Consider the following 26,883-nt stretch of genomic DNA (forward strand, 5'->3'; position numbering starts at 1 on the left):
GCGAAAGAGGAGGGAAATCGGGAATCGAGCGGCTCAGCTGCTGCTCGCGCAGACGACATAAACCGTCGTGAAGGGGAACTTGTCGGGCACTGTGAACGCGCCACTGACGTCGAAGCTGAGCGTCGCCGGCACCGCCTCGGTCAGCACGATCGGCAGCTTCGGGTCGCCGGTCGAGCGCTGCACCGTGACGCTGCCCGGCACGACCTGCCCGGTCTTGTCGATCATCACGCGGACGCGGGCGCCGCTGACGATGTTGCGCTCGGTCAGCAGGCCGTTCGGAACGATGATCGGCGTGCGGATCTTCAGCCCCATCCTGCGCAGGTGCGGGCCGGTTTCGGCCTGCGGGATGCCCTGCGACAGTTCGTCGAGCGCCGCGGTGCATTCGGGCGGCGGGCCGGCCTCCTGCGCCGCGGGCGCGGCGGCTTTCGGCGCGTCGGCCGCGAACGCCACAGCGGTGCAGACGGCCAATACGGCGCCGGCAAGCGCCGTGGTCAGACTGGAAGTGGCCTGGTTCATCATTTCTTGCCGAGTACCTTCAATACGGTTGCCGCGACATTCTCCGCGGTAAAGCCGAAAAACTTGAACAGCGCCGGCGCCGGCGCCGATTCGCCAAAGCTGTCGATGCCGACGACCGCGGCGCACTGGTATTTCCACCAGCCGTCGGTCGCACCCATCTCGACCGCGATGCGCGGCAGTGCATCGGGCAGCACCGCGCGCTTGTAGGCAAGGCTCTGGCGATCGAAGACGGTCGTGCTCGGCATCGAGACGACACGCACCGCGATCTTGCGCGCCGCCAGCAGCTGCTGCGCATGCAACGCCAGCTGCACTTCCGAGCCGGTCGCGATGATCACCGCCTGCGCGCGCCGGCGCAGCCCGACCTCGCTCGGCTCGGCGAGCACATAGGCGCCCTTCGAGATGTCGTCGAGGCCGGATTTCGGCGCATACGGCAGGTTCTGCCGCGACAGCAGCAAGGCGCTGGGCCGCTGTGCGCTCTGCAGCGCACAGGCCCAGGCAACCACCGTCTCGGCGGTATCGGCCGGCCGCCAGACGTCGAGGCCCGGAATCAGCCGCAGCGACGCCGCATGTTCGATCGACTGGTGGGTCGGTCCGTCCTCGCCGAGGCCGATGCTGTCGTGCGTGAAGACATGGATCACCCGCTGCTTCATCAGCGCGGCCATGCGGATCGCATTGCGGCTGTAGTCGCTGAAGGTCAGGAAGGTGCCGCCGTAGGGAATGAAGCCGCCATGCAGCGCAACGCCGTTCATCACCGCGGCCATGCCGAATTCGCGCACGCCGTAGTTGATGTGGCGGCCCGGGCGGTTGTCGTCGCCGAGCACCGGCGATGCATCGCCGGCGAAACGCAGCGGCGGCGTGTGGCTGGTATTGGTCAGGTTCGAGCCGGTCAGGTCGGCGCTGCCGCCGAGCATCTCGGGCAGTGCTGCGGTGAAGGCCTCGAGCGCGAGCTGGCTGGCCTTGCGGCTGGCGGCGGTGGCCGCCTGCTGGTGCGCCGCGACCGCGGCATCGACCGCAACCTGCGCAAAATTGTCGGGCAGCCGGCCCTCGACGCGGCGGATGAATTCGACCGCCAGCTCCGGATACTGCTGGCTGTAGGCCTCGAAGGCCAGCACCCATCTCGTCTCGGCGGCCAGACCGGCATCGCCCGCATCCCAGGCCTCGTAGACCGGTTCCGGGATCACGAACGGCTCGTGGCTCCAGCCGAGCGCCTCGCGGGTCAGGCGGATTTCGTCGCCGCCGAGCGCCTCGCCGTGTGCCTTCGCGGTGCCAGCGCGGTTCGGCGCGCCCTTGCCGATCACCGTCTTGCAGCAGATCAGCGTCGGCCGGTCGACGGCCTCGCGCGCCTGCGCGATCGCCGCATCGACGGCGTCGACATCATGGCCGTCGATGCCGTCGATGACATTCCAGCCGAGCGCGCGGAAACGCTGCGCCGTATCGTCGATGAACCACGGCTCGACCTTGCCGTCGATCGAGATGCCGTTGTCGTCGTAGACCGCGATCAGCTTGTTCAGCTTCCACGCCGCCGCCAGGGCGGCCGCCTCGTGGCTGATGCCCTCCATCAGGCAGCCGTCGCCGAGGAAGACATAGGTGTTGTGGTCGACGATCGCGTGGCCGGGCCGGTTGAAGGTCGCGGCCAGCAGCTTTTCGGCCAGCGCCATGCCGACCGCATTGGCCACGCCCTGGCCGAGCGGGCCGGTCGTCGTCTCGACGCCGGGCGTCAGGCCGAATTCCGGATGGCCCGGCGTCTTGCTGTGCAGCTGGCGGAAATTGCGCAGCTCGCTCATCGGCAGGTCGTAGCCGCTCAGGTGCAGCAACGCATACAGCAGCATCGAGCCATGGCCGTTCGACAGGACGAACCGATCACGGTCGGCCCAGGCCGGATTGCGCGGGTTGTGCTTAAGGTGGCGGCCCCACAATGCAACGGCGATTTCGGCCATGCCCATCGGCGCGCCCGGATGGCCGGAATTGGCCTGCTGCACGGCGTCCATCGCCAGCGCGCGGATGGCATTGGCCATCAACGAGGTATTCGAATTGTTTGCGTCGGCGGCCATGCAATGCCCTGGGCTGTAAAAACTGAAGAACCGGCGATTTTAGGCGACCCGCCCCGACCGACCCGGCCGCCCTGGATAATCGCGCGATGGACGGACTGCACCTGACCGCTGACTTGTCCGGCTGCCCGGCCGGCTTGGCCGCGATGAGCGATCCGCAGGCGTTGCAAGGCGCCTGCCTGCAGGCCGTGCGCGACGCCGGCTTGCAGCCGGTCGCCGAGTTGTTCCATCGGTTCGCAGCCGGTGCAGCGGCCGCCGACGGCAAACCACCGGCCGGCATCACCGGCGTCGTGCTGCTCGCCGAATCGCACCTTGCGGTCCACACCTGGCCGGAATTCGGCAGCGTGACGCTCGACGTCTATGTCTGCAATGTCGGCGTCGACAACCGGGACCGGGCGCGGCAGCTGATCGATGCACTGTGCGCGGTTTTTGCACCACAGGACGTGGTGCACAACAGCCTGCAGCGCGGCCGCGTCGATCTGCCGCTGGCCGCCGCATGAAACCACCGAAGGCGATGCTGCTGGCGGCCGGCCGCGGCGAACGGATGCGGCCGCTGACCGACACGACGCCGAAACCGCTGCTGAAGATCGGCGGCAGGCCGATGATCGAATGGCATCTCGATGCGCTGGCGCGCGCCGGCATCCGCGAGGTCGTGATCAACACCGCCTGGCTCGAGCAGCAGTTTGCGGCCGCACTCGGCGACGGCGCGCGCTGGAACCTGCGAATCCGCTATTCGATGGAAGGCCGCGACCATGGCGGCGCGCTGGAGACCGCAGGCGGCATCGCGACCGCGCTGCGCTGGCTGGTCGACGATGCGGACGATCCGTTCTGGGTCGCCTCGGCAGACATTCACGCACCGGAGTTCGTTTTCGACGCCGCCGCGGTGCAGATGATGCGCGACGATCCGCAGCGCCTGGCCCACCTCTGGCTGGTCGAGAACCCGCCGTTCCATCCGGCCGGCGATTTCGGCATCGACGCCGGCGGCCGCGGCCTCGCCGATGACGCCGGCCCGGACGGGCGCCGCTGGACGTATTCGAATTTCGGTCTGCTGCGCGCCGCACTGCTCGACGGCATCGAAGCCGGCAGCCGGGCAGCGCTCGGGCCGCTGCTGAAGGCCGGCATGCGGCAGCGGCGAATCAGCGCCGAGGTCTACCGCGGCCGCTGGCACAACGTCGGCACGCCGGAACAACTGGCCGAGCTGAACCGCTGACGCGGCGCCTTATTCGCCGGCCGTCGGGCAGCGGTTGACCTCGAGCGACAGGTGGACCAGCTGCGGATAGATGCGCAGCCGTTCCCGATACACCGACGGCGCGAGCGGCCGGTCGGCAACCAGGACGGCGATCGCGGCAAATTTTTCCCTGCCGACCCGCCAGACGTGCAGGTCGGCGACCTTCGCGTCGCCGTCGGATTCGAGCGTGCGCCGCACCTGCTGCGTCAGCGGCAGGTCCATCTCGCGGTCGAGCAGGATCACCGACGACTCGCGCATCAGGCCGATCGCCCAGACCGCGATCACGACCGCGCCGAGCAAACCGACCAGCGGATCGAGCCACCACCAGCCGAGCCACAGTGCCGCGCCGAGCGCGATGATCGCCAGCACCGAGGTCAGTGCATCGGTCAGCACGTGGACATAGGCGGCCTGCAGATTGACGTCGCGCGCACCGTGGCCGTGGGCGCCGCCAAGCGGGTGGCCGTGGTCATGTCCATGATGATGGCCGTGACCGTGGCCGTGGTGATCGTCGGCATGGCCATGGCCGCCGTGCAGCAGCCATGCCGACAGCAGGTTGACGACCAGCCCGATCACCGCGACCTGCAACGCGATGCCGGCCTCGATCGACTGCACCGCCCACAGCCGCTGCAGCGATTCGAAGCCGATGCCGGCGGCGACCAGCAGCAGCGCCAGTGCGCTCGAATAGCCGCCGAGCACCTCGATTTTCCAGGTGCCGAAGCTGTAGCGGTGATCGGCACGGTGGCGGCGCGCCAGCCCATACGCGAGCGCGGCGACGCCGAGCGCCAGCGCGTGCGTGCCCATGTGCCAGCCATCGGCCAGCAAGGCCATCGAGCCGGTCCACCAGCCGGCGCCTATTTCGGCCACCATCGTCACAAGCGTCAGCAGCAGCACCCAGCGGGTACGGCCTTCGCCGCGCCGGTTGCCGGAATCGAAGGCGTGGCTGTGCTGCCAGCGGCTCAGATCGTGATGGTGTCCTGCCATCGTGTAAGGCGTGCCCCTTGTGCTTACCTGTGGCGCGCCCGCGCCGATATAGTCCGTTCATGAGCATAACGCCGCCTTCCCTGCACTGCGCCGATCGCCGTGCCGCCCTCGCCGCCGCGATGCAAGCCGCCGGTGGCGGGATTGCGCTGATCCCGACGGCGCCGCAGCGCCAGCGCAATGGCGACAGCGAGCACCCCTACCGGCATGACAGCCATTTCCACCACCTGACCGGCTTCAACGAGCCCGAAGCCTGGCTGGTGCTGTCAAGCGACGGCGTCAGCACGATTTTTTTGCGCGAGAAGGACATCGAGCGCGAAATCTGGGACGGCCTGCGCCTTGGCGTCGATGCCGCGAAGCAGACCCTCGGTGTCGACCGTGCGCTGCCGATCGGCGAGCTCGACCGCACCCTGCCCGATCTGCTCGACGGCCAGCCGGCCGTCTGGTGGCCGTTCGGTGTGCACGAGGGCATCGAAAACCGGGTCGAGCACTGGCTCGGTGTGCTGCGCGGCCGGGCGCGGCTCGGCGTCGAGGTGCCGACGACGCTGCGCGACCTCGGGCCGCTGCTGGCCGAGATGCGGCTGCACAAGGATGGGGTCGAACTCGAGCTGATGCGCCGCGCGGCGACGATCTCGGCCGGCGCGCATCGGCGGGCGATGGCCTTTTGCGCGGCCCGCTTCCGTGCCGGCGCCAGCGCGGTCCATGAATACGAGATCGAGGCCGAGCTGCTGCACGAATTCCGCCGCCACGGCGCGAGCGGCCCGGCCTACACGCCGATCGTCGCCGCCGGCGCCAATGCCTGCGTGCTGCACTATGCCGCCGGCGATGCGGCCTGCGGCGATGCGCTGCTGACTCCGGGCGAGCTCTGCCTGATCGATGCCGGCTGCGAATTTGCCGGTTACGCCAGCGACATCACCCGAACTTTTCCGGGCGGCGGCCGTTTCAGCGGGCCGCAGCGCGAGCTCTACCTGCTGGTGCTCGCCGCCCACGACGCGGCGGTCGCCGAAACGCGGCCCGGTGCGCGCCAGCGCGACGCCCACCATGCGGCGGTGCGGGTGCTGGCGCAGGGCATGCTCGACCTCGGCCTGCTCGACCGCAACCGCGACGGAGACCTCGATGCGGTGATCGACAGCGCCGCCTACCGCCGCTTCTACATGCACGGCACCGGCCACTGGCTCGGGCGCGATGTGCACGATGTCGGCGAATACCTGTCGCTCGACGAAGCGCCGTTCGAGCAGAGCGACGGCATCGGCGGGCGATGCGTTCGCAAGCCGTCGCGGCGACTCGCGCCGGGCATGGTTGTCACGATCGAGCCCGGCATCTATGTCCGGCCGGCCGAAGGCATCGACGAAAAATGGTGGCACATCGGCATCCGGATCGAGGATGATGCGGTGATCACCGCCGGCGGCTGCGAACTGATCACGCGCGGCGTGCCGGTTGCTCCCGACGAGATCGAGGCGCTGATGCGCGACAGCTGAGCCGCTGACCCAACCGGATACGACGATGAAAGCACGCGAACCCGAACTGGCCAGCGAACTCGACGGCAGCTCGATGTTCGAGCTGGCGCCGGTCTCGTTGTGGATCGAGGATTACCACGCGCTGCGCGAACTGTTCGAGCGCTGGCGCGCCGACGGTGTCGTCGATCTGCGCGACTGGCTGCGCGGCGACCCGCAGCGCATCGCCGAATGCTGGGCCAGCATCGAACTGGTCAAGGTGAACCGCCGCACGCTGGAGCTGTACGGCGCGGCCGATCTCGCCGAACTGCAGGCCGGTCTCGGCAGCGTCTTCCGCGACGACATGCGCGAAGGCCACATCGAGGAACTGGTCCGGCTGTGGAATGGCGAAACCACCTTCGGCGGGCCGACCGTCAATTACACGCTGCAGGGCAAGCGGCTCGACATCGTGCTCGACGCGACCGTGATGCCAGGCCACGAGGCGACCTGGAACCGCGTGCTGCTCGCGGTCGAGGACGTCACCGAGCGCAGCATCGCACAGCGCGCGCTGCTGCACAGCGAAGCCTATGCGCGCGGGCTGTTCGAGCATTCGCCGGTCTCGTTGTGGGTCGAGGATTTCAGCGCGGTGAAGGCGCTGCTCGAGGAGGTGCGCGACGCCGGCGTCAGCGATTTCCGTACCTTCACCGATGTCCATCCGGAATTCGTCGAGCGCTGCATGCAGGAGATCCGCGTCATCGACGTCAACCAGCAGACGCTGAAGATGTTCGCGGCACCCGACAAGGAGACGCTGCTGCGCAATCTGCACGAGGTGTTTCGGGACGCGATGAACCTGCACTTCAAGGAGCAGCTGATCGACCTGTGGAACGGCAAGACCTTCCAGCAGCGCGAAGCGATCAACTATGCGCTGACCGGCGAACGCGTCGACGTCTACCTGCAGTTCTCGATCCTGTCGGGCCATGAGGCATCCTGGGACCTGGTGCTGATCTCGCTGACCGACATCACGGCGCGCAAGAAGGCCGAGGCCTACCTCGAATTTCTCGGCAAGCACGACTCGCTGACCAAGTTGCGCAACCGTTCCTATTTCACCGACGAGTTGGCGCGGCTGGAGCGGCGCGGGCCGTGGCCGGTGACGGTGATGATGCTGGATCTGAACGGCCTGAAAGGCGTCAACGACGAACTGGGGCATGTCGGCGGCGATGCGCTGCTGCGGCGCGCCGGCGAGGCGCTGGCGAAGGCCGTCGACAAGACGAGTTGTGCCGCGCGCATCGGCGGCGATGAATTTGCGCTGCTGCTGCCGGCCAGCGACGAACAGGCCGGCGAGCGGATGACCGAGCGCATCAACGAACTGACCGAGCTGAACAACACCTTCTACGGCGGCAGCGTGCTGAGTTTTTCGATCGGCAGCGCCACCTGCCAGAAAGGCGAGCGGCTCGAACAGGCGCTGCACCTGGCCGACCAGCGCATGTATCAGAGCAAGACGGCCTATTACGAGAGCGCCGGCATCAACCGCCGCCGCAGCGACTGATGGGCCAGCAGATTCTTGCCGCAATCGGGCTGGCGGTCTGCGTGCTGCTGGTCGTGCGGCTGCTGCTGAGCCCGCCGCGTCGCCACCGTTTCGATGCCACGGCACAGCAGGGATGGATCCGCCTGAAAAGCGGCGCGATCGCGATCTGGCACTGGCGGCGCAATCGCCGCGAGGCCGAGCGCGCTGCGCGCGATGCGATCAATCGCGCCGCCGGGCGCAAGGACGGCGGCAACTGGGACGGCAACGTCTACCAGGCGAAATCGTTCCGCAAGCCGCGCAAGCCGCATTGAGCGCCGGCCGGCTGCAGGTCAAAAACTCGAGCCGGGCTGCTGCAGGAATTCGATTTCCTCCGGCGTCGATGGCCGGCCGAGGATGGCATTGCGGTGCGGATAACGGCCGAAGCGCTCGATGATCTCGCGATGGCGGCGCGCCGAATCGAGGTTGTCGGCGCGGCCGAGCGTCTCGAACAGGCCGAGGCCGATCGCGTGGATTGCCGCCGATTCGCTGTGCATGAACGGCATGTAGAGAAAGCTGCGCTCGGCTTCGTCCAGCTCACCGTCGGCGCCGGCTTCGACCGCCGTCTGCGCCAGCGCCAGTGCCAGCGGGTCGCTGGCAAAGGCCTGCGGCTGGCCGCGGAACATGTTGCGTGAAAACTGGTCGAGCACGATCACCTCGGCCAGCCGGCCGCGCGGGCTGGCGCGCCAGCCGAACAGCTCGCAGGCCGCGGCGCGGCGCTGCAGTGGTGCAAATCGCTCGACGATTTGCCGGTCGACGGCGTCGTCCTTTTTCCACCACTGCGCCGGCGCCAGTTCGTCGAACCAGAAATGCAGCACCTCGTCAATCGGATCCATCGGCCGATTGTGCCCATTCCGGGCCCGGTGCCGGAAGCGGTCCGCTAGACTGCGCGTCCCCGCTGCGGCACATGCCTCGCCGCGACCACCCGAAGAGCACCACCGATTTTCCCCAGATGCTGAAGAACATGACCGTCTACCGGATCGGATCCGGTTGGCAACCCGACCTTTCTGCCCTCGACGAGGCCTTGTCGAAACAGCGCTTCGTGCCCTGCAGCGCGACCCAGCCGGCGGCAATCGGCTGGGTCGAGCCGCGCGGCGAGGCAAACGGCCCGATGGTCGAGTCGGTCGCCGGGCAGTGGCTGCTGAAGCTGCAGATCGAGAAGAAGCTGCTGCCGTCGTCGGTCGTCAAGCGCCGCATCGACGAACGCGCGAAGGCGATCGAGGAAGGGACGGGCCGCAAACCCGGCAAGCGCGAGCGCAGCGACCTGAAGGACGAGGTGGTGCTCGAGCTGCTGCCGATGGCCTTTACGAAGCAGACGTCGACGCTGGTCTGGATCGATCCGAAACACCAGTTGCTGATCGTCGACGCCGGCAGCCAGACACGTGCCGACGAGGTCGTCAGCAGCCTCGTGAAGGTGGCGGACGGACTGTCGGTGATGTTGCTGCAGTCGACCGTCTCGCCGGCGGTCGCGATGGCCGGCTGGCTCGGCAGCGGAGAAGCGCCGGCCGGCTTCACGATCGACCGGGAATGCGAGCTGAAATCGGCCGACGAGATGAAATCGGTGGTCCGTTATGCGCGCCACGGCCTCGACGGCGACGACGTGCGCCAGCACATCGGTGCAGGCAAGATGCCGACCCGGCTGGCGATGAGCTGGAACGACCGCGTCTCGTTCGTGCTGACCGACGGCCTGCAACTGAAGAAGATCGCCTTCCTCGACGGCGTCTTCGACGACAACAGCAGTCCGGACGACCGTTTCGAGGCCGATTCGGCGATCGCGACCGGCGAACTGCGGCAATTGATTCCGGACCTGATCGACGCGCTCGGCGGCGAACTCGACGTGATGGCGGTGCAGCCGGTGGTCGTCGAGCCGCAGCCGCTGCTTGCCGCCTGACCCGCTGTTGCCGCGACCGATAATCGGGCCGATGGACGAATCCGGCGACAGCGGCTTTCATTTCTACGAACCGGCGCAGGGCCACGGCCTGCCGCACGATCCCTTCAATTCGATCGTCGGCCCGCGGCCGATCGGCTGGATCTCGTCGCGCGCTGCCGACGGCACGCTGAACCTCGCGCCGTACAGCTTTTTCAACGGCTTCAACTACACGCCGCCGATCGTCGGCTTCGCCAGCATCGGCGCGAAGGACACGCTGGCCAATGTGCGCGCCGGCGGCGAATTCGGCTGGAATCTCGCGACCCGGCCGCTGGCCGACGCGATGAATGCGAGTTGTGCCATGGTGCCGCCGGAGATCGACGAATTCGAGCTCGCCGGACTGACGCCGGTCGCATCCCGGGTGATCGGCGTGCCCCGCGTCGCCGAAAGCCCGGTCTCGTTCGAATGCCGACTCACGCAGATCGTGCAGTTGCAGCGCGCCGACGGCGTCGCGGTCGAGACCTGGCTTGTGCTTGGCGAGGTGGTCGGCGTGCACATTGCACGCCAGTTGCTGCGCGATGGCATCTACCAGACCGCCGACGCCCGACCGATCCTGCGCGCTGGCGGGCCGGCCGACTATTTCGAGCTGGGTGAGAAATTCCAGATGCGGCGGCCAAAGGCGGCTCCCCCCCGGAGCGCCTGACGGGGAGACCTGGGGATTGCATTCGCACGCAGTTTCGATGACGCTGCGCCCATGGTCGAATCCTTGCACCCGCTGCTGAAGACGAAATACCCGCTGATCCAGGCGCCGATGGCGGGGTCGCAGGGGGCGCGGCTGGCGGTGGCGGTGAGCGAGGCCGGCGCAATGGGCTCGCTGCCGTGTGCGATGTTGTCGCCGCAGGCGCTGCGCAGCGAGCTCGAGGTGCTGCGCAGCCAGACCAGCCGGCCGTGGAACCTCAACTTTTTCGCCCACAGCAATCCGCCGCCCGATCCGCAGCGTGAAGCGGCCTGGCGCGAGTTGCTCGCGCCTTATCACCGCGAATTCGGCACCGAGCCGGCGCCGCCGGGCGGCGCGCGATCACCGTTCAGCGACGAACTTGCCGATATCGTCGAGGAAGGTGCGGAGCGCGGCCTGCCGGCGGTCGTCAGTTTCCATTTCGGCCTGCCCGAACCGCGGCTGCTGGCGCGGGTTCGGATCTGGGGGTCGAAGGTGATCGCATCGGCAACCACCGTCGCCGAAGCCCGCTGGCTCGAGGACCATGGCGTCGATGCGGTGATCGCCCAGGGGCTGGAGGCCGGCGGCCACCGAGGGCATTTTCTGCCGCATGCGAAAGGCGACGATCCGGCCGATCCGGCCGCGCTGCTTGGCCAGGCCGGCAGCTTCGCGCTGCTGCCGCAGATCGTCGATGCGGTGCTGGTGCCGGTGATTGCCGCCGGCGGCATCTGCACCGCGCAAGGCGTTGCCGCAGCGCGCGCGCTCGGCGCCAGCGCGGTGCAGATCGGCACCGCCTTCCTGCTCTGCCCGGAGGCCGATACCTCGCCGTTGCACCGGGCAGCGCTGCGCGCGGCGCGCGACGACCGCGCCGGACGGCCGACCGCATTGACCAATTTGTTCACCGGCCGGCCGGCGCGCGGGCTGGTGAACCGGCTGATGGCCGAACTCGGGCCGATCAACGGCAACACACCGCCGTTCCCGCTGGCCGGCGCTGCGCTCGCACCACTGCGCGCCGAAGCGGAGCGCCGCGGCAACAGCGACTTTTCACCGTTGTGGGCAGGACAGAACGTCAGCGGCTGCAGCGAGGACGGTGCCGCCGAAGTCACACGCCGGCTGGCTGCCGGCTGGTGACGCAGGGGCGCCGACATCGCGGCGACGCGGCCACGTCCGACTCAAGCCGGCCGCCGGTCGGCCGATAGAGACTTGTCTCCTGGTGGCATGCCGATGCCACCACGACTTCGCAACAACGAAAGAGGTGCAATGTCCTTTGTCGACCTGGCCGTCGTCCAGCAGCGTGTAACGGTGGGCATCCCGCTGCCGTTCGATGTTTATGACGCCGACGAGACGCTGTTGCTCGCCCGCGGCCATGTGCTCGAGACCGATGACCAGCTCGACCAGTTGCTGCAACGCGGCGCGCGGGTTGGCCTTGCCGATGCCGCGCCGACCGCGGCGACGGTGCAGGCGGCGCGCCCGGAAGAGTTGCCGGGGCTGCTGCGCTCGGCGATGGCGCTGGCCTGCGAAACGCTCGGCAAGGCACCGACCGAGGGTTATGAAGCGGTCGTTGACGCGGTCGCCGAGCCGCTGATGGCGATCGTCGAGGCCGACCCGGACCTGGCGATCTTCCAGATCATCCGGCAGGAAGGCAATTACCTGACGCAATACGGCGTCACCCATTCGATCCATTGCGCATTCACCGCCTTCCTGGTCGCGACGCGTTTTGGCTGGAGCGAGGCCGACGTGCGGCGCGCATTCAATTCGGCATTGACGATGAATGTCTCGATGCTCGAACTGCAGGGCCAGCTCGCAATCCAGGGTTTTCCGATGACCGCGGCGCAGCGCGCGCTGATCGACAGCCACCCGCGGCGCAGCAGCCTGATGCTCGAAGCGGTCGGCATCTCCGACCTCGACTGGCTGGCAGCCGTGCGCCAGCACCACGATACCGAACCCTGCATCGATTCCTCGACGACGGTCAACGAGCTGGCATCGCTGCTGCGCAGCGCCGATACCTATACCGCGAAGCTGAGCCCGCGGCGCAACCGCGAGGCGCTCAGTGCCGACGTCGCGGCGCGGCTGATGTTTGCCGCCAATCGCGGCGATCCGGCGACCGCCGCGCTGGTCAAGGAATTCGGCCTGTATCCGCCAGGCTGCCATGTCCGGCTCACCTGCGGTGAAACCGGCATCGTCGTCCGCCGTGGCGAACTCGCGCACATCCCGTGGGTCGCGGTCACCAATGACGCGCATGGCCGCCCGTTGCCGGAGCCGATCCGCCGCAACACCGCACAACCGGATTACAAGGTCGCCGCGGTCGTCAGCAGCGGCCCGGCCCGGATGCGTTTTTCAGCCGAGACGCTGCAGCGCGTCGCCTGGGCGCCGAGCACTCACTGAGCGGCGGCGACCGGCGCGCTGCGCATCAGGTGGTCGAAGGCGCCAAGCGCCGCCTTCGCACCATCGCCGGTTGCGATGATGATCTGCTTGAACGGCACCGTCGTCACGTCGCCGGCGGCAAAGACGCCGGGCAGCGAGGTCTGGCCCTTCGCGTCGACGATGATTTCGCCATGCCGCGACAGTTCAAGCGTGCCCTTCAGCCACTCGGTATTCGGCACCAGCCCGATCTGCACGAAGACGCCTTCCAGCTCGAGATGCCGTGATTCGCCGCTGACGCGGTCGGTATAACTCAGCCCGTTGACGCGGTTGCCGTCGCCGGTGATCTCGGTCGTTTGCGCATTGGTGTGGATCTGCACGTTCGACAGGCTCTTCAGCTTGTTGACGAGCACCGCATCAGCACGCAACTGGTCGGCAAACTCGATCAGCGTCACGTGGCCGACGACATTGGCGAGGTCGATCGCCGCTTCGACGCCCGAATTGCCGCCGCCGATCACCGCGACGCGTTTGCCCTTGAACAGCGGGCCGTCGCAATGCGGGCAATAGGCGACACCGTGGTTGCGGTACTGCTTCTCGCCCGGCACATTGACCTCGCGCCAGCGCGCACCGGTGCTGAGGATCACGGTGCGGCTCTTCAGCGAGCCGCCATTGGCGAGCCTGACCTCGACCAGGCCACCCGGCTCGGCGGCCGGAATCAGCTGCTCGGCGCGCTGCAGGTTCATCACGTCGACGTCGTAGGTCTTCACATGCGCCTCGAGCGCGGCTGCGAATTTCGGGCCGTCGGTCTCGAGCACCGAGATGTAGTTCTCGATCGCCAGCGTATCGAGCGTCTGGCCACCAAAACGTGCGGCGACGACGCCGGTGCGGATGCCCTTGCGCGCGGCATAGATCGCTGCCGCTGCACCGGCCGGGCCGCCACCGACGATCAGCATTTCGTACGGCGCCTTCGCGCTCAGCTTGCCGGCATCGCGCACCGCCGCGCCGGTATCGAGTTTCGCGACGATTTCCTCGACGCCCATGCGGCCGCTGCCGAACACCTGGCCATTCAGATAAACCGTCGGCACCGCCATGATCTCGCGCTGCTCGACCTCCTGCTGGAACAACGCGCCGTCGATCGTCGTGTTGCGGATGCGCGGATTGAGCACCGCCATCAGGTTCAGCGCCTGCACGACGTCCGGGCAGTTGTGGCAGCTCAGCGACATGTAGGTCTCGAACACGAAGTCGCCGTCGAGCGCCTGGATCTGCTCGATCAGCTCGGCCTCGATCTTCGGCGGATGACCACCAACCTGCAGCAGCGCCAGCACCAGTGACGTGAATTCGTGGCCGAGCGGAATCGCAGCAAATTCGATCCGCGGCGACGCGTCACCGGCACGCTGCAGCGCAAAACTCGGCTTGCGCTGCGCCTGGCCATCGCTGCGCAAGCTGATCAGCGGGCTCAGCCCGGCGATCTGTTCGAGCAGGCTGCGCATCTCGGCCGAAGCCTCACCGTCGTCGAGCGACGCGATGATGTCGAACGGCAGGCGAACCCGCTCCAGGTAGGCGGACAGTTGGGCGGTCAGGTTGGCGTCGAGCATGGCGAGGGTCCTTTCGAGTTGTCGTCAGGAAAAAACGGGCGACAGCAGGCCGCGCCGCGCCGGATCCGGCAGCGGCGGGTCGTTTTCAATTAAAAAATGCCGAACCGCCTGACGCCCGCCGCTCGGTTGGCAGCGGGCCGGTTCGGCGTGGTCAGCGATCGATCAGATCTTGCCGACGAGGTCGAGCGACGGGGTCAGCGTCTTCGCGCCCTGATCCCACTTGGCCGGGCAGACCTGGCCCGGGTTCTTCGCGACATATTGCGCGGCCTTCAGCTTGCGCAGCGTTTCCTTGACGTCACGCGCGATGCTGTTGTCGTGGATCTCGGCGGTCTTCACGACGCCGTCCGGGTTCACGACAAAGGTACCGCGCAGTGCCATGCCGTCTTCCGGAATGTGCACGCCGAACATGTTGGTCAGCACATGGGTCGGGTCGCCGACCAGCGGGAACTTCGCCTTGCCGACTGCCGGCGAGGTTTCGTGCCAGACCTTGTGCGCGAAATGCGAGTCGGTCGTGACGATATAGACCTCGGACTCGAGCTTCTGGAACTCGGCGTAGTTGTCGGCCGCGTCTTCGACTTCGGTCGGGCAGTTGAACGTGAAAGCCGCCGGCATGAAGATCAGCACCGACCACTTGCCTTTCAGGCTCTGCTCGGTCACCTCGACGAATTTGCCATTGTGGAAAGCCTGGGCCTTGAACGGTTGGACTTGGGTGTTGATCACGGACATGAAATCTCCTTGGTTTCGGTTTGCGTGTTGACCGCCCGGTAGAAGGCGATCAGGGTTTCTACGGACCAGACTTTAGCGATTGCGATCCATTGATGCAATCGACTGTGTCTTACAGTGCGATTGTACAAATCAATGACCTTGATTTGCCGGCACTGAGACCGAGGGCAAACCGGCCGGCCCGAACCGGCTGATGACTGCTCGCGTTACCCTGTTGCAAGGGCAACGGCATGAAGCGCTTCTTCCATTCCGTCACGCTGGCGGCAGCCGTTTTCAGCGGCGCTGCCGCATCGGCGCCGGCCATCGATCCGTTCGGTGGCCTCGGTTACCGCGAGCGGCTGTTGATCCATTTCGACCACCTGCCGGTACCCCGCCTCGAGGCCCAGGTGCTCGCCTGTGATCGCTCGTCCCGAATCCGGATGATGGGGTTCGAGGAAGGCGCGTTGTGCGCGATGGCATGGGACGCGCTGCTGAAACGCCACTTCGGCGGCGATGTCAATGCGTTGCTGGCGTGGTGGCGGACCGAAAGCCTCCGTACCGGAGGCGACTGATCAGCGGTCGACGCCGTCGATCGGTCCGGCAACCCCGCCCTGCCCGCTGATGCGGCGCCAATACGAGTCGTGGGCGTCGCTGCCGGGCGGCCATGCGGCGCAGAAATCCCGCCGCCAGCGCGCATCGTCGTAGCCGATTGCCAGCAGATCGATGCAGATGCCGTCGGGTCGACACAATCCGGCGCGACTTTGCCGGCCATCGATCGGCGCCGTGGTGGCAATTCGCGTCAGCAGGCCGGCCGCCTCGCCGGCCAGGTTCGGCATGCCGGCCGCGCCGTTGTTGACCAATATCTGCTGCCCATTGCTGCCCCAGCGGTGCAGCACCGGCGAGCAGGTGTGTGTCGACGCGAAGACATCAACCTGCGCGGCGTCGAAATCCGCGGGCAGGCGCGCGCGGTGCGCCGGGTCCGCCAACGCTTCTGGCGCGAAGTCCCAGCCGGCCAGCGAATGGGCGTCGCCATGGACGACGCCGACCCGGCAGTTGCCGACCAGCACCTTCAGCCACATCGGCAATCGCCGCAATTGTTCGCAACTGCCTGGAAAAGCCTGCGCAGTGGCCCTCAACCGCCGGATGATGCGGTTCGAGCGCTCGACGACGCCATCGCCAACCCAGTCCGGATAGCCACAACCACAGCCGGCCGAATCATCGGCCAGCGGATCGGCGATCTCGGTCTCGACATTGCCACGAATTGCGTCGAAGCGAGCCACTTCGCCGTTGATGCGCTCAAAAGACGACCGATCAACGTCGAACCAGTGGAAATCGCCGTTGAAGACGAGGCGCTTGTTCAGCGCAGGCTCGGCGTCGAACAGTTCGAGCACCGTATCCAGTGCCCGCACATTGCCGTACAGGCCACCGACGACGTACAAGGTGTCGCAGCTGAAGGCTGGCGGCTGCGCGGCCAGATCAGTGGGACGGTAGCGGTAATGAAGCGGGCATGCACGGCCTGCGACGGCGGAGCCGGTATCGAGAATCATGTTCTGGAGTAGTCCTGTCCGGCGGCAAATTCTGACATTCGACGAGCGCTGCTGGGAAGTTCACAGTTTCGCGAGCCGCTGCTCCTACCCCGAACAGGGGGGTCCATGCAAGTCGCGGTGTCACCAGGGCCGCGTCCCAATAGAACTACAGGCTTTGTCATGTCCGATCCAACACTTTTGCGCTGACGAATAAGCCGCTGCAAGCTCCCTGAGCCTGAACGATCGTCAATGTCGATCATTCCAGTAGCCGGGTTTGCGGCGATGGCTGGCTACCGCAATGACCCGAAGCTGGCCGCCGCCGACGCGATAAATCAGCGAAACATGGAACCGGCGCAATGGCCAGGCCCGAGTACCATGACCAGACGGTGATCCGAGACCGGGCAAGTCAGCGAGCAAGCTCAAGGCCCGAGCCATTTCGCGCTGCAGACCGATGGCCGCGTCGATGGCATTGTGGGCAACATACCAATCGATGGCCTGTCGAACATCGGCCATCGCATCGGCGCTGACACTGACGATCACTTGGACGGGCGTGCCTTGTCAAGGTATGCAGCCAGCTCCTCCATCGCCGCATCCGCTGGAACGAAGCGTGTGCGACCCGCGTCCATTTCCGCCACCCGCCGGGCAATCTCGGCATCCCATTCGGTTGGCAATGCGGGCGCAGGGCTCAACGTGGCGGCCAGCTTTTCGATGAGTGCGACGCGCTCTTCCTCGGAGAGCTTCAACGCTTGCGCTTCGACTGATTCAAGGGAACTCGACATCAGCAACTCCTTCATCGAATCGACGTAGTTTAGTCCGGTCATTGCCCATGGAAGAACTGGACCCGATCCCCCTGAGCGCCATGCAAGCCGTCGCGGCGCAACCTCAATCGGTCGACGGGCGAATACTGGTGCGCCAGAAATTGTCGGATTGCATGTTGTCAGGAGCGGATCGCAACACGTCTGGCCGCGCACGGTACAAGTCGTCCAGCAACTGACTGTCGACCTGGTTGACCAGTAGATCAAATTTGATCCGACCATCCCTCAGCCCGATCACCCGGTCCGCCAGCTGCGGCAGCAGCGCCGGGCTGTGCACGACGGTGATCAGCGTCGCGCTGCCGGCCGCATCGACGAGCAGGCTGCAGATCTCGGTGGCGGCCTGCGGGTCGAGGCTGGCGGTCGGCTCGTCGGCGAGGATCAGCCGCGGCCGCTGCAGCAGCATCCGCGCGACCGCGAGTTTCTGCCGCTCGCCACCGGACAGGCGGTCGGCCCGGGTTGCCGCCAGCGCCAGCAGGCCGACCCGCTGCAGCGCTGCCTCGGCCGCGGCGATGTCGGCCGGCGGGTAAATCCGCGCCCAGCTGCGCCAGCCCGGCACGCGGTGCAGCGCGCCGATCAGCACGTTCTCCAGTGCACTGAGCCGCGCAACCAGGTGCAGGCCCTGCATCACATGGCCGATTTCCGACCGCAGCGCCCGCAACGCCGCGCCGCGCAACGCGCCGAGCGGCCGGCCGAGCACCTGCAGTTCGCCTTCTTCGGCACGGCCGAGCCCGTTCAGGCAGCGCAGCAGCGTCGACTTGCCAGCGCCGTTCGGCCCGATCAGGCCGACCCGCTCGCCGGCGGTGATTTGGAGCTCATCGATGGCCAGCGTCTCGCGGCCGCCGCGCCGGCAGCGCAATCCGCTGATCGCCACCGCGGGCTGGTCGGTCGGCGCAGTCACAGCAGCGCCCGCCTGATCCTGCCGCTGATCGCGTCGAAGACCATCACCATCGCGATCACGACGATCAATATCGTTGCCAGCCGGCCCCACTGGAACAGCGCAGTCGCCTCGGAGATCAGCAGGCCGAGGCCGCCGGCGCCGATCAGGCCGAGGATCGTCGAATCGCGGATGTTGTATTCCCAGATATAGAGGTGGCTGGAGACAAATTGCGGCAACACCGCCGGCCAGATCGCCTGGAAAAAGACCTGTACCGGGCCGGCGCCGACCGCCTGCACCGCCTCGACCGCAGCCATGTCGAGTGTCTCGATCGATTCGGCGTACAGCTTGCCGTAGGTGCCCATCGAATGCAGCGCAATTGCCAGGATGCCGGCGGTCGGCCCGAGCCCGACGATGCCGACCAGCACCAGCCCGAACACCAGCGTGTGCACCGCGCGGGTCACGTTCAGCACGCCACGCGCGAGCCAGGCCAGCGGCGGTGGCGCGCGCAGGTTGCGCGCCGCGAGCACGCCGAACGGCAATGCCAGCAGCGCCGCCAGCAGCGAACCGAGGGTTGCGATCTGCAGCGTCGTCCAGCTCGCCCGGCCGAGCGCAGCAAGAAAGTTGCGCTCCGATTCGCGGCGGTCCTCGACGCGCAGCAGCGTGCCGTCGTCGCTGCGGAATTCGAGCTGCGGGTCACCGAACCAGACATCGACAAAACTCGGCCGCGAAAATTCGCCGACCGATTTGACGAGGTTGGCCCAGGGGTTGCGCCCGATCGACAACTCGCCGGCGCTCCACAGCGTTGCAAAACAGAGGCCGACCAGCAGCGCATAGGCGGCGGCCAGCGCCAGAAAACGCAGCCGGCCGGGCAGCGCCGGCAGCCGATACGCAAGCGCGCCGATCATCGATTGGCCCCGCTGCCGCCGCGCGGCAAGCGGTTCATTGCGGCACCAGCTTGCCGGTCGCCAGCCCCGCGTCGCGGATCGGCTTGTAATAGCTGTTGTCCTTGTCGACAAAGCCGGTGTAGTTCGGCGGCAGCAGATCGGGCCGCGTCTTCAGCAATGGGCCGATGTCGGCCAGCGCCGAACGCAGCTTCGCGACCAGCGCGGCATCCTGCGCCAGCTGCTTGCCGAGGGCAAAGGCATCGTTCGGCAGCGGCGGCGAGGTCCAGATGATCTTCGACTGTTCCGGCTTCAGCAGCCCCTGCGCAATCATCGCGTCGCGGTTGCGGTTGTAGTCGGCGCCGGCATCGAGCACGCCGGCTGCCACCTGGGTCTCGATCGCCTGGTGCTTGGTGTGCAGCACCTTGCCGAAGAATCGCTCCGGGTCGATGCCCTGCTGCTGGAAATGGTGCAGCGGAATCAGGTAGCCGGAGGTCGATCCCTTGTCGCCGAAGGCGAAGGTCTTGCCTTTCAGGTCGGCGACGCTGCGGATGCCGGAAGTCGGATGGGTGACGATGATCGCGACATATTCCGGCTTGCCCTGGTACAGGATCGTCGAGACGACTTGCGCGCCGGCCGCATGGTTGGCCAGCACATAACCCCACGGGCCCATCAACGCCATGTCGGTTTCGCCATTCGCCAGCGATTTCGCGAGGCCCTCCCAGCTGTCGACGGTGCGCAGCTGCACCGGGCGGCCGAGCCGCTCGGCCAGGTAGGCGGCCAGCGGACGGTAGGTCGCATCGTTGCGCTCCTTGTCGGGCTGGAACAGGCCGACGCCGAATTTCAACGGTTCAACGGCAAAAACGGCACCGGCGCCCAGCGTCAGACAGGCGGCAAGCAGCAACGAGCGCAACATCAACTTCATCCCAGGCTCCAGGACAGATGGAAAAGACAACGGAAGGCCGGCGCGGCCATGCCGCTTGGTCGCGCGCCGGCGCGGATTCTTTCAGAACCGCCGGCAGGGCCGGTCAGCGGCGCAATGGGTGCGCGCCAAGCCCGTGCGCGATCCGCTCGGCAGCGTCGCGAACCGCCAGCGCGGTCGGCGAATCCCAGTCTGCCGAGACCTGGTCCTGGTGGCCGAGCGCGGTGATCACGATCGCCGGCACGCCCTCGTGGTCGAGTGCGGCGGCGCTGAAGGCATTGACGCCGGGCATCGGCCGGCCGGCGGCGCGGCAGACGCCGTGGGCGCGCATCTCGGCGACGATCTCGCGCAATTCGGCGTCATCGGCAGCCAATGATCGCGCCGGCGCCGCGCCGGGCGGATCACCGAGCGCAGCACCCATCGCCTGCTCGAGCTGGTGCCGCGGCAACCAGGCGGCAAACGCGCGGCCGGTTGCCGTGCCGAGGATCGACATCACGGTGCCGGCGCGCATGCTGACGTGCAGCGGCTGCCGGGCATCGATCATCCGGACCACCGTCGGGCCGAAATTGCCCCACACCGCCAATGCCACCGCCAGGCCGCTGGAGTTGGCCAGTTGCTCGGCGATCGGCAATGCCACCTTCAGCGGGTCGAGCTGCACCAGGCAGGTCAGGCCCAGTTGCAAAGCAGCCGGACCCAGTGCGTAATGGCCACTGGTGGCGTCCTGCTCGATCAGGCGCAGCCGGCCGAAACTGACCAGATAAGGATGGGCCCGCGATGCCGACAACCCGGCCTCGGCCGCCAGGTCCTTCAGGCTCATCGGCAGCCGGCTGGCAGCCAATGCAAGCAGCAGCCGGCCGCCGACCTCGATCGACTGCACCGCCCGCTGCCCCTTGTCCTCTTTATCGTGCTGTTCGCTGTCCACGCCGATCGCCTCCGCCACCAGTTTGCCCCACACAAATCGATTTGACAATGGCAAATCACGTTTGTATCATGCAAATAAGTTTGGATTAAACGAATCCAGTCGCTGGCCTTCTTCAGGCACGCGCTTCACCACTCCACCGGGACAACACGCCATGAGCAAAGCCTTTGCATCGCAAGCCGACCTCGAGGTCAAGCAGGTCAGCTTCACGAAGCTGTCCGACAACGCCTATGCCTATACCGCCGAAGGCGATCCGAATACCGGCGTGATCATCGGCGACGACGCGGTGATGGTGATCGACACCCAGGCGACGCCGGTGATGGCGCAGGACGTGATCCGCCGCATTCGCGAAGTGACCGACAAGCCGATCAAATATGTCGTGCTGAGCCACTACCACGCAGTGCGCGTACTCGGCGCCAGCGCCTACCAGCCGCAGCAGATCATCTCCAGCCAGGACACCTGGGAGCTGATCGTCGAGCGCGGCGAGCAGGACAAGGCGAGCGAAATCGGCCGCTTCCCGCGCCTTTTCAACGCGGTCGAGTCGGTGCCTCCCGGCATGACCTGGCCGACGATGACCTTCGTCGGCAAGATGACGGTCTGGCTCGGCAAGCTCGAGGTGCAGCTGCTGCAGCTTGGCCGCGGCCACACGAAGGGCGATACCGTCGCCTGGCTGCCCGAGCAGAAGATCCTGTTCAGCGGCGACCTGGTCGAATTCGACGCGACGCCGTATGCCGGCGATGCCTATTTCAAGGACTGGCCGGCAACGCTGGATCGGCTTTCGGAACTGAAGCCGAAAGCGCTGGTACCGGGCCGCGGCCCGGCGCTGACGACACCGGAGTCGGTGGCGCAGGGCCTGGCCGGCACCCGCGACTTCATCGCCGCGGTGCACGACAGCGTGCAGCAGGGTGTCGCCGCCGGCAAGGACCTGAACCTCGTCTACAAGGAGACGATGGCGCGGCTGAAGCCGAAATTCGGCCACTGGGTCATCTTCGACCACTGCATGCCGTTCGACGTGACACGCTGCTACGACGAGGTCTCGGGTTATCCGGATCCGCGGATCTGGACCGCCGAACGCGACATCGAGATGTGGAAGACGCTGGAAAGCTGACAGGAGGCGCCCCGTGGCCGCTGCGATCGACTACCAGCAACTCGTCTTCGAATACCGGCATTGCGCCGACCAGGATGCGGCCAGGCCGGTGCGCCATCCGGTGGTTGTCGTCGGCGCAGGCCCGGTCGGCCTGAGCCTGGCGATCGACCTCGCGCAGCAGGGCATCCGCGTGCTGCTGCTCGACAACGACGACCGGCTGTCGACCGGATCGCGCGCAATCTGTTTTGCCAAGCGCACGCTGGAGATCTTCGACCGCCTCGGCTGCGGCGACGTGATGGTCGACAAGGGCGTGTCGTGGAATGTCGGCAAGGTATTTTTCCGCGACGAGCTGATCTTCCCGTTCAACCTGCTGCCCGAGCCGGGGCACGAGCGCCCGGCCTTCATCAACCTGCAGCAGTATTACGTCGAGGGTTATCTTGCCGAACGCGCGGCGCAGCTGCCGAATATCGAGATCCGCTGGAAAAATGCCGTCGTCGGCATCGAGCAGCACGACGACCACGCGCTGCTCGAGGTCGAGACGCCGGACGGCAACTACCGCATCGAGGCTGGCTACGTCGCCGCCTGCGACGGCGCACGTTCGGCGCTGCGCCGCCTGCTCGGCCAGGAAAGCCACGGCCGCAGCTTCAAGGACCGCTTCCTGATCGCCGACGTCAAGATGAAGGCGCCGTTTCCAGCCGAGCGCTGGTTCTGGTTCGACCCGCCGTTCCACCGCAACCAGAGCGTGCTGCTGCACATGCAGCCCGACGATGTCTGGCGCATCGATTTCCAGCTCGGCTGGGATGCCGATCCGGACGAGGCAAAAAAACCCGAGAACATCGTCCCGCGGGTGCGTGCGCTGCTCGGTGAGGATGCCCGTTTCGAACTCGAATGGGCCAGCGTCTATACCTTCTCGTGCCTGCGGATGGACTCGTTCTGCCACGGCCGGGTGCTGTTTGCCGGCGATTCGGCGCATGGCGTCTCGCCGTTCGGCGCACGCGGCGCGAATTCCGGCGTGCAGGATGCCGAGAACCTGGCCTGGAAGCTCGCTTTGGTGCTGCGCGGCAAGGCGCCGCAGCGGCTGCTTGCGAGTTATGGCAGCGAGCGCGAATATGCGGCCGACGAAAATATCCTGAATTCGACCCGCGCGACCGATTTCATCTCGCCGAAAAGCGAGATCAGCCGGCTGTTCCGCGATGCGACGCTCGACCTGGCGCGCGATTTCGCCTTTGCCCGCGCGCTCGTCAACAGCGGCCGGCTGTCGGTACCGGCGACGCTGCGCGAGTCGCCGCTGAATACGCCGGATACCGACGACTTCGCCGGCCGCATGGTCCCCGGCGCGCCGGCCGCCGATGCGCCGCTCGACGGCGAGCCGCGCTGGCTGCTGCGCCGCCTGCCGTGTGACGGCCGCTTCAGCGTGCTGCTGTTCGACGGTGCCGACAGCGCAGCGCTGCGCCGCGAGATCGAGGCCGGTGCCGAAGGGCTGGCCGAGGTCGAGGTGGTTATCGTGCCGGCCGACGGCGTGCTCGCCGAACGTTACGACGCCCGCCCCGGCACCGCCTACCTGCTGCGGCCGGACCACCATGTCTGTGCACGCTGGCGCCAGCCGAAAGCCGCGCTGCTTGCCGCCGCGCTGCGCCGCGCACTGGCGCTCTGACATGAACAGCAAGCGATGCAAATTTTGTGGGAGGGGCTTCAGCCCCGATTCGGACAGCGCCGCACCGCAAATCGGGGCTGAAGCCCCTCCTACATGCGCCTTGAAAGACCCCGCGCCATGCCCCTGATCACGACACCGAATATCGAACGCCCCGACGATTTCTACGAGGCGCTGATCGATGCCCACCGCGACCTCGGCACCGAACAAAGCCATGCGATGAACGCCCGGCTGGTGCTGCTGCTGGCCAACCACATCGGCGACCTCGCGGTGCTGCGCGAGGCGCTGGCGGCAGCACGTGCCAGCGACACATCCAACGCGACGACTTCCTGAGACAAGACACCACCATGACCGAAAAAACCCAGACAAGCGAACGCGCCCCACTCGTCGGCTTCGGCAACCATTTCGCGAGCGAGGCGATTCCCGGCGCGCTGCCGGCCGGTCGCAACAGCCCGCAGCGGGCGCCGTTCGAGCTCTATGCCGAACTCGTTTCGGGCACCGCCTTCACCGCGCCGCGCGCCGAAAACCGCCGCTCGTGGTTGTACCGCCGGCAGCCGTCGGTCGTCACCGGCAGCTACCAGCCGTTCGAGCTGCCCGGCTGGACCACCGGCGCGCATGGCGGAGGCAACAGCAGCGGCGCGCCGCTGATCCCGCCCGATCCACTGCGCTGGAACCCGTTTCCGATTCCGGACCAACCGACCGATTTCGTCGAAGGCCTGCACACCGTCGTCGCGAATGGCGATGTCGAGGCGCAAACCGGCATCGCCGCGCTGGTTTATGCCGCAAACCGCTCGATGGGCCGGCGCGCGCTGGTCAATGCCGACGGCGAGATGCTGCTGGTGCCGCAGCAGGGGCGGCTGGTCATCACCACCGAAATGGGTGTGCTCGACGTGAAGCCGGGAGAAATCGCGCTGCTGCCACGCGGCGTCGCGTTCAAGGTCGAACTGCCCGACGGCCCGTCGCGCGGTTATGTCTGCGAAAACTATGGCGCGATGTTCCACCTGCCCGAACTCGGGCCGATCGGCTCGAATGGCCTGGCCAATGCGCGCGACTTCATCGCGCCGCATGCTGCATACGAGCAGGCCGGCGGCGGCAGCTACGAGCTGATCAAGAAATTCGGCGGGCGGCTCTGGCGCAATGAGCAAAAGGACACGCCGTTCAATGTCGTCGCCTGGCACGGCAACCTCGCGCCGCTGCAATACGACACCGCCAATTTCATGGTGATCGGCTCGATCAGCTTCGACCATCCGGACCCGTCGATCTTCACGGTGCTGACCTCGCCGTCGGATACGCCGGGCACCGCGAACTGCGATTTCGTGATCTTCCCGCCGCGCTGGATGGTCGCCGAGGACACCTTCCGCCCGCCCTGGTACCACCGCAACCTGATGAGCGAATTCATGGGTCTGGTCTACGGCCAATACGATGCGAAACCGGAAGGTTTCAGGCCCGGCGGCGCCTCGCTGCACAACTGCATGGTGCCGCATGGCCCCGATGCCGAAGCGTTCGAGAAGGCGTCGACCGTGCCGCTCGCGCCGCACAAGCTCGACAACACCTTGGCCTTCATGTTCGAAAGCCGTTACCGTCTGGTGCCGACCGCCTACGCGATGCGCGACAGCGGCGCCCTCGATCCCGCCTATGCGCAATGCTGGGCCCAACTGCAGGACAAGTTCAAGCCATGACACTCGACGCCACCCATGACACCGCATTGCGCAGCTGGGTCGAGTCCGCCAACCTTGCGGACAGCGACTTCCCGATCCAGAACCTGCCGTATGGCCGCTTTCGCCGCGCATCGAGCAACGAGGCATGGCGGATCGGCGTTGCGATCGGCGGCCACATCCTCGACCTGAATCTGGCCGCCGAAAAAGGCAGCTGGCCGCAGAAGATCGCCGCGCTGCTCGCGCCGCTGGCCGAGGGCCGGCTCAATCCGTTGATGGGCGGCCCGGTCGCCGACCGCCAGGCCTTGCGCGAAGCGCTGTCGCAGGCGCTCGCCGAAGGCAGCGCACAGCAATCGGCGCTGCAACCGTGCCTGCTGCCGATGGCCGACGCCGAATTGAGCGTGCCGTGCGAAATCGGCGACTACACCGATTTCTATACCGGCATCCACCACGCGACCGCAGTCGGCAAACTGTTCCGGCCCGACAACCCGCTGCTGCCGAACTACAAGTGGGTGCCGATCGGCTACCACGGCCGAGGCTCGTCGATCGGCGTCAGCGGCCAGTCTTTCCCACGGCCACTCGGCCAGACCGCCGGCGAAGCCGGCAAGCCGCCGAATTTCGGCCCGAGCCAGCGCCTCGATTACGAACTCGAACTCGGCTTCCTCGTCGGCCAGGCCAATGCGCTCGGCGAGCGGCTGTCGATGGATGAAGCCGAAGACCATCTGTTCGGCGTCACGCTGCTCAACGACTGGTCGGCACGCGACCTGCAGGCCTGGGAATATGTGCCGCTCGGCCCCTTCCTCGCAAAAAATTTCGCGACGACGGTCTCGCCCTGGGTCGTCACGATGGAGGCGCTTGCCCCGTTCCGCAGCCCGTTCAAGCGCGCCGAAGGCGACCCGCAGCCGCTGCCCTACCTCGACAGCAAGACCAACCGCGAACGCGGCGGCGTCGACATCGAACTCGAGGTCTGGCTGCAGACCAAAAAGATGCGCGACGCCGGCCAGGATGCGGTGCGGCTGTCGCGTTCCGGCACTGCCGGCGCCGCCTACTGGACCCCGGCGCAGCTGCTCGCCCACCACACCGTCAACGGCTGCAACCTGCAACCTGGCGACCTGCTCGGCTCCGGCACGCTGTCCGGCCCGGAACCGGACCAGGCCGGCTCGCTGCTCGAACTGACGCAAGGCGGCAAGCAGGCGATCACATTGCCGAACGGCGAGACACGCAAATTCCTCGAAGACGGCGACACGCTGATCCTGCGTGGTCATTGCCAGCGCGAAGGTGCGCGGCGGATCGGTTTCGGCGATTGCGCGGGGACGGTGCTGGCGGCGCGGTGACCCGCTCGCCGTGCAAGCGGTGGCTGAGATTGCAGGGACCGGTGACGGCCCGGAGCGGCCGTCAACTCGCAGGCTGCGCCGACTTTTGTAGGAGAGGCTTCAGCCCCGATTCGGGATCTTGGCCGCGCGCATGCCCTTCGAATTGCATGCCAAGGCCAAGCGGCGCGGCAGGCGGCACCCGGTCGTGGCTCATGATGCGGCGGTCCTCGCTG

The 26,883-nt window shown here is 67.0% G+C and carries 28 protein-coding genes; 15 read left to right on the forward strand and 13 right to left on the reverse strand.

Annotation, left to right across the window (positions count from 1 at the left end; genetic code table 11):
- Nucleotides 1-33: 33 nt before the first annotated feature.
- Both ACNH6H_RS07505 and tkt read right to left on the reverse strand, forming a co-directional pair.
- Nucleotides 34-516 carry a hypothetical protein gene (locus tag ACNH6H_RS07505; protein WP_418316868.1) on the reverse strand — a complete coding sequence of 161 codons (483 nt, stop codon included), beginning with the start codon at nt 514-516 and terminating at the stop codon, nt 34-36.
- Nucleotides 516-2,567 carry a transketolase gene (tkt, locus tag ACNH6H_RS07510; RefSeq protein WP_418316869.1) on the reverse strand — a complete coding sequence of 684 codons (2,052 nt, stop codon included), beginning with the start codon at nt 2,565-2,567 and terminating at the stop codon, nt 516-518. The genes ACNH6H_RS07505 and tkt overlap by 1 nt, the downstream gene beginning before the upstream one ends.
- Nucleotides 2,568-2,653: 86 nt before the next feature.
- On the opposite strand from tkt, the gene ACNH6H_RS07515 reads away from it, so the two are divergent.
- The gene (locus tag ACNH6H_RS07515) at nt 2,654-3,064 is read left to right on the forward strand and encodes an S-adenosylmethionine decarboxylase family protein (RefSeq protein WP_418316870.1); all 411 of its coding nucleotides are present in this window, start codon (nt 2,654-2,656) and stop codon (nt 3,062-3,064) included.
- Complete coding sequence (gene murU / locus ACNH6H_RS07520) at nt 3,061-3,774, forward strand: N-acetylmuramate alpha-1-phosphate uridylyltransferase MurU (protein WP_418316871.1); 714 nt, start codon at nt 3,061-3,063, stop codon at nt 3,772-3,774. The genes ACNH6H_RS07515 and murU overlap by 4 nt, the downstream gene beginning before the upstream one ends.
- A gap of 9 nt (nt 3,775-3,783) precedes the next feature.
- Here the strand turns inward: murU and dmeF are convergent, their stop codons facing one another.
- Nucleotides 3,784-4,773, reverse strand: a complete 990-nt coding sequence (gene dmeF / locus ACNH6H_RS07525) for a CDF family Co(II)/Ni(II) efflux transporter DmeF (protein WP_418316872.1) — start codon at nt 4,771-4,773, stop codon at nt 3,784-3,786.
- 59 nt (nt 4,774-4,832) lie between these two features.
- On the opposite strand from dmeF, the gene ACNH6H_RS07530 reads away from it, so the two are divergent.
- From ACNH6H_RS07530 to ACNH6H_RS07540, 3 genes are read left to right on the forward strand one after another with little or no spacing between them, the layout of a single operon-like run.
- A complete protein-coding gene (locus ACNH6H_RS07530) occupies nt 4,833-6,248 on the forward strand; it encodes an aminopeptidase P N-terminal domain-containing protein (protein WP_418316873.1) in 1,416 nt (471 codons plus the stop codon).
- Nucleotides 6,249-6,273: 25 nt separating this feature from the next.
- Entirely contained in the window at nt 6,274-7,749 is a 1,476-nt protein-coding gene (locus ACNH6H_RS07535) for a diguanylate cyclase domain-containing protein (RefSeq protein ID WP_418316874.1), read from the forward strand.
- Nucleotides 7,749-8,039: a hypothetical protein gene (locus ACNH6H_RS07540; RefSeq protein WP_418316875.1), complete on the forward strand. Its 291-nt coding sequence runs from the start codon at nt 7,749-7,751 to the stop codon at nt 8,037-8,039. The genes ACNH6H_RS07535 and ACNH6H_RS07540 overlap by 1 nt, the downstream gene beginning before the upstream one ends.
- Nucleotides 8,040-8,057: 18 nt before the next feature.
- Here ACNH6H_RS07540 and ACNH6H_RS07545 read toward each other — a convergent pair whose 3' ends face one another.
- The gene (locus tag ACNH6H_RS07545) at nt 8,058-8,600 is read right to left on the reverse strand and encodes a DUF924 family protein (protein ID WP_418316876.1); all 543 of its coding nucleotides are present in this window, start codon (nt 8,598-8,600) and stop codon (nt 8,058-8,060) included.
- A gap of 116 nt (nt 8,601-8,716) precedes the next feature.
- Between ACNH6H_RS07545 and ACNH6H_RS07550 the strand changes: the two genes are divergently transcribed.
- The 4 genes from ACNH6H_RS07550 to ACNH6H_RS07565 all read left to right on the forward strand — a co-directional run bounded on the left by ACNH6H_RS07550 (nt 8,717) and on the right by ACNH6H_RS07565 (nt 12,731).
- On the forward strand, nt 8,717-9,655 hold the full coding sequence (locus ACNH6H_RS07550) for a recombination-associated protein RdgC (protein ID WP_418316877.1): 939 nt from the start codon (nt 8,717-8,719) through the stop codon (nt 9,653-9,655).
- 31 nt (nt 9,656-9,686) lie between these two features.
- Nucleotides 9,687-10,334, forward strand: coding sequence for a flavin reductase family protein (locus ACNH6H_RS07555; protein WP_418316878.1), 648 nt, complete (start codon nt 9,687-9,689; stop codon nt 10,332-10,334).
- Nucleotides 10,335-10,385: 51 nt separating this feature from the next.
- Nucleotides 10,386-11,477 (forward strand): NAD(P)H-dependent flavin oxidoreductase, encoded by a 1,092-nt coding sequence (locus ACNH6H_RS07560; protein ID WP_418316879.1) that lies wholly within the window; start codon nt 10,386-10,388, stop codon nt 11,475-11,477.
- Between the two features lie 129 nt (nt 11,478-11,606).
- On the forward strand, nt 11,607-12,731 hold the full coding sequence (locus ACNH6H_RS07565) for an HD-GYP domain-containing protein (protein ID WP_418316880.1): 1,125 nt from the start codon (nt 11,607-11,609) through the stop codon (nt 12,729-12,731).
- Here ACNH6H_RS07565 and ahpF read toward each other — a convergent pair.
- Both ahpF and ahpC read right to left on the reverse strand, forming a co-directional pair.
- Nucleotides 12,725-14,302: an alkyl hydroperoxide reductase subunit F gene (gene ahpF / locus ACNH6H_RS07570; RefSeq protein ID WP_418316881.1), complete on the reverse strand. Its 1,578-nt coding sequence runs from the start codon at nt 14,300-14,302 to the stop codon at nt 12,725-12,727. The two genes, ACNH6H_RS07565 and ahpF, sit on opposite strands and share 7 nt — an antisense overlap.
- 162 nt (nt 14,303-14,464) lie before the next feature.
- Nucleotides 14,465-15,028 carry an alkyl hydroperoxide reductase subunit C gene (ahpC, locus tag ACNH6H_RS07575; protein ID WP_418316882.1) on the reverse strand — a complete coding sequence of 188 codons (564 nt, stop codon included), beginning with the start codon at nt 15,026-15,028 and terminating at the stop codon, nt 14,465-14,467.
- A gap of 227 nt (nt 15,029-15,255) precedes the next feature.
- On the opposite strand from ahpC, the gene ACNH6H_RS07580 reads away from it, so the two are divergent.
- The gene (locus ACNH6H_RS07580; RefSeq protein ID WP_418316883.1) at nt 15,256-15,576 is read left to right on the forward strand and encodes a hypothetical protein; all 321 of its coding nucleotides are present in this window, start codon (nt 15,256-15,258) and stop codon (nt 15,574-15,576) included.
- Here ACNH6H_RS07580 and ACNH6H_RS07585 read toward each other — a convergent pair whose 3' ends face one another.
- From ACNH6H_RS07585 to ACNH6H_RS07615, 7 genes are all read right to left on the reverse strand, one after another.
- Complete coding sequence (locus ACNH6H_RS07585; RefSeq protein WP_418316884.1) at nt 15,577-16,551, reverse strand: metallophosphoesterase family protein; 975 nt, start codon at nt 16,549-16,551, stop codon at nt 15,577-15,579.
- Between the two features lie 225 nt (nt 16,552-16,776).
- The gene (locus ACNH6H_RS07590) at nt 16,777-17,070 is read right to left on the reverse strand and encodes a type II toxin-antitoxin system RelE/ParE family toxin (protein ID WP_418316885.1); all 294 of its coding nucleotides are present in this window, start codon (nt 17,068-17,070) and stop codon (nt 16,777-16,779) included.
- Nucleotides 17,067-17,324 carry an addiction module protein gene (locus tag ACNH6H_RS07595; RefSeq protein ID WP_418316886.1) on the reverse strand — a complete coding sequence of 86 codons (258 nt, stop codon included), beginning with the start codon at nt 17,322-17,324 and terminating at the stop codon, nt 17,067-17,069. The genes ACNH6H_RS07590 and ACNH6H_RS07595 overlap by 4 nt, the downstream gene beginning before the upstream one ends.
- Nucleotides 17,325-17,412: 88 nt before the next feature.
- The gene (locus ACNH6H_RS07600; protein ID WP_418316887.1) at nt 17,413-18,243 is read right to left on the reverse strand and encodes a phosphonate ABC transporter ATP-binding protein; all 831 of its coding nucleotides are present in this window, start codon (nt 18,241-18,243) and stop codon (nt 17,413-17,415) included.
- A complete protein-coding gene (gene phnE, locus ACNH6H_RS07605) occupies nt 18,240-19,127 on the reverse strand; it encodes a phosphonate ABC transporter, permease protein PhnE (protein WP_418316888.1) in 888 nt (295 codons plus the stop codon). Before phnE ends, ACNH6H_RS07600 begins: the two co-directional genes overlap by 4 nt.
- A gap of 34 nt (nt 19,128-19,161) precedes the next feature.
- The gene (locus ACNH6H_RS07610; RefSeq protein ID WP_418316889.1) at nt 19,162-20,028 is read right to left on the reverse strand and encodes a phosphate/phosphite/phosphonate ABC transporter substrate-binding protein; all 867 of its coding nucleotides are present in this window, start codon (nt 20,026-20,028) and stop codon (nt 19,162-19,164) included.
- Between the two features lie 103 nt (nt 20,029-20,131).
- Nucleotides 20,132-20,947 (reverse strand): IclR family transcriptional regulator, encoded by an 816-nt coding sequence (locus ACNH6H_RS07615; protein WP_418316890.1) that lies wholly within the window; start codon nt 20,945-20,947, stop codon nt 20,132-20,134.
- A 151-nt stretch (nt 20,948-21,098) separates the two neighbouring features.
- Between ACNH6H_RS07615 and ACNH6H_RS07620 the strand changes: the two genes are divergently transcribed.
- The 5 genes from ACNH6H_RS07620 (at nt 21,099) to fahA (ending at nt 26,671) form a co-directional block, all read left to right on the forward strand.
- Nucleotides 21,099-22,052, forward strand: coding sequence for an MBL fold metallo-hydrolase (locus tag ACNH6H_RS07620; protein ID WP_418316891.1), 954 nt, complete (start codon nt 21,099-21,101; stop codon nt 22,050-22,052).
- A gap of 13 nt (nt 22,053-22,065) precedes the next feature.
- The gene (locus ACNH6H_RS07625; RefSeq protein WP_418316892.1) at nt 22,066-23,685 is read left to right on the forward strand and encodes an FAD-dependent oxidoreductase; all 1,620 of its coding nucleotides are present in this window, start codon (nt 22,066-22,068) and stop codon (nt 23,683-23,685) included.
- Between the two features lie 117 nt (nt 23,686-23,802).
- A complete protein-coding gene (locus tag ACNH6H_RS07630) occupies nt 23,803-24,015 on the forward strand; it encodes a DUF2783 domain-containing protein (protein ID WP_418316893.1) in 213 nt (70 codons plus the stop codon).
- 14 nt (nt 24,016-24,029) lie between these two features.
- Entirely contained in the window at nt 24,030-25,361 is a 1,332-nt protein-coding gene (gene hmgA / locus ACNH6H_RS07635) for a homogentisate 1,2-dioxygenase (RefSeq protein WP_418316894.1), read from the forward strand.
- The gene (gene fahA / locus ACNH6H_RS07640) at nt 25,358-26,671 is read left to right on the forward strand and encodes a fumarylacetoacetase (protein WP_418316895.1); all 1,314 of its coding nucleotides are present in this window, start codon (nt 25,358-25,360) and stop codon (nt 26,669-26,671) included. Before hmgA ends, fahA begins: the two co-directional genes overlap by 4 nt.
- Nucleotides 26,672-26,883 lie beyond the last annotated feature (212 nt).

Origin of the sequence: Pseudideonella sakaiensis (assembly GCF_048320135.1) — a bacterium.
GTDB lineage: Bacteria > Pseudomonadota > Gammaproteobacteria > Burkholderiales > Burkholderiaceae_C > Ideonella_A > Ideonella_A sakaiensis_A.

Coding starts and splice junctions, on each gene's coding strand:
- hmgA (WP_418316894.1), top strand. CDS start 24,030: ATGACCGAAAAAACCCAGACAAGCGAACGCGCCCCACTCGTCGGCTTC.
- ACNH6H_RS07550 (WP_418316877.1), top strand. CDS start 8,717: ATGCTGAAGAACATGACCGTCTACCGGATCGGATCCGGTTGGCAACCC.
- ACNH6H_RS07545 (WP_418316876.1), bottom strand. CDS start 8,600: ATGGATCCGATTGACGAGGTGCTGCATTTCTGGTTCGACGAACTGGCG.
- ahpF (WP_418316881.1), bottom strand. CDS start 14,302: ATGCTCGACGCCAACCTGACCGCCCAACTGTCCGCCTACCTGGAGCGG.
- ACNH6H_RS07515 (WP_418316870.1), top strand. CDS start 2,654: ATGGACGGACTGCACCTGACCGCTGACTTGTCCGGCTGCCCGGCCGGC.
- ACNH6H_RS07530 (WP_418316873.1), top strand. CDS start 4,833: ATGAGCATAACGCCGCCTTCCCTGCACTGCGCCGATCGCCGTGCCGCC.
- ACNH6H_RS07565 (WP_418316880.1), top strand. CDS start 11,607: ATGTCCTTTGTCGACCTGGCCGTCGTCCAGCAGCGTGTAACGGTGGGC.
- ACNH6H_RS07505 (WP_418316868.1), bottom strand. CDS start 516: ATGAACCAGGCCACTTCCAGTCTGACCACGGCGCTTGCCGGCGCCGTA.
- phnE (WP_418316888.1), bottom strand. CDS start 19,127: ATGATCGGCGCGCTTGCGTATCGGCTGCCGGCGCTGCCCGGCCGGCTG.
- ACNH6H_RS07595 (WP_418316886.1), bottom strand. CDS start 17,324: ATGAAGGAGTTGCTGATGTCGAGTTCCCTTGAATCAGTCGAAGCGCAA.
- ACNH6H_RS07630 (WP_418316893.1), top strand. CDS start 23,803: ATGCCCCTGATCACGACACCGAATATCGAACGCCCCGACGATTTCTAC.
- ACNH6H_RS07620 (WP_418316891.1), top strand. CDS start 21,099: ATGAGCAAAGCCTTTGCATCGCAAGCCGACCTCGAGGTCAAGCAGGTC.
- ACNH6H_RS07555 (WP_418316878.1), top strand. CDS start 9,687: ATGGACGAATCCGGCGACAGCGGCTTTCATTTCTACGAACCGGCGCAG.
- fahA (WP_418316895.1), top strand. CDS start 25,358: ATGACACTCGACGCCACCCATGACACCGCATTGCGCAGCTGGGTCGAG.
- ACNH6H_RS07540 (WP_418316875.1), top strand. CDS start 7,749: ATGGGCCAGCAGATTCTTGCCGCAATCGGGCTGGCGGTCTGCGTGCTG.
- ACNH6H_RS07585 (WP_418316884.1), bottom strand. CDS start 16,551: ATGATTCTCGATACCGGCTCCGCCGTCGCAGGCCGTGCATGCCCGCTT.
- ahpC (WP_418316882.1), bottom strand. CDS start 15,028: ATGTCCGTGATCAACACCCAAGTCCAACCGTTCAAGGCCCAGGCTTTC.
- ACNH6H_RS07610 (WP_418316889.1), bottom strand. CDS start 20,028: ATGAAGTTGATGTTGCGCTCGTTGCTGCTTGCCGCCTGTCTGACGCTG.
- murU (WP_418316871.1), top strand. CDS start 3,061: ATGAAACCACCGAAGGCGATGCTGCTGGCGGCCGGCCGCGGCGAACGG.
- dmeF (WP_418316872.1), bottom strand. CDS start 4,773: ATGGCAGGACACCATCACGATCTGAGCCGCTGGCAGCACAGCCACGCC.
- tkt (WP_418316869.1), bottom strand. CDS start 2,567: ATGGCCGCCGACGCAAACAATTCGAATACCTCGTTGATGGCCAATGCC.
- ACNH6H_RS07560 (WP_418316879.1), top strand. CDS start 10,386: ATGGTCGAATCCTTGCACCCGCTGCTGAAGACGAAATACCCGCTGATC.
- ACNH6H_RS07580 (WP_418316883.1), top strand. CDS start 15,256: ATGAAGCGCTTCTTCCATTCCGTCACGCTGGCGGCAGCCGTTTTCAGC.
- ACNH6H_RS07535 (WP_418316874.1), top strand. CDS start 6,274: ATGAAAGCACGCGAACCCGAACTGGCCAGCGAACTCGACGGCAGCTCG.